The following is a 2,260-nucleotide window of genomic DNA, read 5'->3' on the forward strand; positions in this document are numbered from 1 at the left end:
GCTCGGCGGGTTCTCCGCCTGGGCCCTGTACGGCTCGAACTGGCTGCGGGTGGAGCGGGTGACGGTCTCCGGCACGGACGTGCTCGGCGCCGACGAGGTGCTGGACGCCGCCCGGATCTCCGAGGACGTGCCGATGGCCACCGTGGACACGGACGCGGTCGAGGCGCGGCTGGCGGCGGAGTTGCCGCGTATCGACTCCGTGGACGTCGACCGCGTCTGGCCGCACCGGGTCGAGGTGACGGTCACCGAGCGGCGGCCTGCGGTTCTCTTGCGCAAGGGGGAGTCCTTCGTGGAAGTCGACGACGGGGGTGTGCGGTTCGCCACGGTGCGTACGCCGCCCGCGAAGGTGCCGATAGTCGAGATGCAGGTGGCGGACTCACCGAGCCTGGACCGCTTCGGCCGGCAGCGGCTGCGCGAGAGCGCGGTACGGGTTGCCGGTGCGCTCTCCGAGAGCGTGCGCCGCGACACCCGTACTATCCTTGTGCGTTCATATGACTCCGTCACGTTGGAGCTGACCGGAGGACGGACCGTGCTGTGGGGCAGCGCGGAGCGCGGCGCGGCGAAGTCGAAGGCGCTTGCGGCGGTGATGAAAGCGGAGCGCGATGCCCGGTACTTCGACGTCAGCGTTCCCAGCGCCCCCGCGGCGTCGCCGAGTTGACGCACATATGCGCAGTTCAGACCCCCCGTGAGGGGTCGCAACGCCTGATCACATAGGGTGAAAAGAAAAACGGGAGGTTCGGCGTGTTCATTGAACGCGGAAGCCTTGTCGACTTAGTGTCTCGTTCCAAGAGTCCAGGTACGGGATGCTGCGGTAACCCTAAACTTCACGCTTAGGGTTCGACCGGCGTTCGGGGACCCCCACAAACGGCAGACGTAACTCGAGGCGAGAGGCCTTCGACGTGGCAGCACCACAGAACTACCTCGCGGTCATCAAGGTCGTCGGTATCGGCGGCGGTGGCGTCAACGCCATCAACAGGATGATCGAGGTCGGTCTCAAGGGCGTCGAGTTCATCGCGATCAACACCGACGCGCAGGCACTGCTGATGAGCGACGCGGACGTCAAGCTCGACGTCGGTCGCGAGCTGACCCGCGGACTCGGCGCGGGCGCCAACCCGGATGTCGGCCGCAAGGCCGCCGAGGACCACCGGGAGGAGATCGAGGAGGTGCTCAAGGGCGCCGACATGGTCTTCGTCACGGCCGGCGAGGGCGGCGGCACCGGCACCGGCGGCGCGCCCGTCGTGGCGAACATCGCCCGTTCGCTGGGCGCGCTCACCATCGGCGTCGTGACACGCCCGTTCACCTTCGAGGGCCGGCGCCGCGCGAACCAGGCCGAGGACGGCATCGCCGCGCTGCGCGACGAGGTCGACACCCTGATCGTGATCCCCAACGACCGGCTGCTGTCGATCTCCGACCGTCAGGTGAGCGTGCTCGACGCCTTCCGCTCCGCGGATCAGGTACTGCTCTCCGGCGTCCAGGGCATCACCGACCTCATCACCACCCCGGGCCTGATCAACCTGGACTTCGCGGACGTCAAGTCCGTGATGTCGGAGGCGGGTTCCGCGCTGATGGGCATCGGCTCGGCGCGCGGCGACGACCGCGCGGTGGCCGCGGCCGAGATGGCGATCTCCTCGCCGCTGCTGGAGGCGTCCATCGACGGCGCCCGCGGTGTGCTGCTGTCCATCTCCGGCGGCTCCGACCTCGGCCTCTTCGAGATCAACGAGGCGGCCCAGCTGGTCAGCGAGGCGGCCCACCCGGAGGCCAACATCATCTTCGGCGCGGTGATCGACGACGCCCTCGGCGACGAGGTGCGCGTCACGGTCATCGCCGCCGGGTTCGACGGTGGCCAACTGCCGTCGAAGAACCGGGACAAGGTCCTCGGCTCTTACGCCGGGCGCGAGGACTCCCCGGCCGAGTCGGCCGCGGACACCGGGTCCGCCCGGTCCGCGGAGCCGGAGCGCCCCGCGTTCAGCGGCCTCGGCTCCCTGTCCGGCGACAGCACCGAGGACAGCGCCCCGGCGCCGCTGCCGCCCCCCGCCACGCCGCAGGTGCCGGCCGCCCGGCCGTACCAGGACAGCGAGGCCGAGGAACTGGACGTGCCGGACTTCCTGAAGTAGCCGGCGGGTTGATCACGTAACGTACGTCCCGTGATAGGGCAGACATACACGACAGACGGCGCTCACTTCGCCTTCACCGACCGGTGGGGCGGTGTGAGCGCCGCTCCGTACGCGGAGCTGAACCTCGGCGGCGCCCTCGGCGCCGG

Annotated in this window: 2 protein-coding genes and 1 pseudogene; all 3 read left to right on the forward strand. The window is 69.8% G+C overall.

All coding sequences use genetic code 11. The features are described from left to right. Positions 1-658, forward strand: a 658-nt coding sequence (locus tag H5J30_RS28245) for a cell division protein FtsQ/DivIB (RefSeq protein WP_181790120.1), incomplete at its 5' end; no start/stop codon positions are given. A gap of 241 nt (positions 659-899) precedes the next feature. Continuing rightward, positions 900-2,114, forward strand: coding sequence for a cell division protein FtsZ (gene ftsZ / locus H5J30_RS28250; protein WP_181790121.1), 1,215 nt, complete (start codon positions 900-902; stop codon positions 2,112-2,114). A 30-nt stretch (positions 2,115-2,144) separates the two neighbouring features. Further along, positions 2,145-2,260: pseudogene (locus tag H5J30_RS28255) on the forward strand (peptidoglycan editing factor PgeF); the annotation flags it as partial.

Origin of the sequence: Streptomyces phytophilus (assembly GCF_013870535.1) — a bacterium.
Lineage (GTDB): Bacteria > Actinomycetota > Actinomycetes > Streptomycetales > Streptomycetaceae > Streptomyces > Streptomyces phytophilus.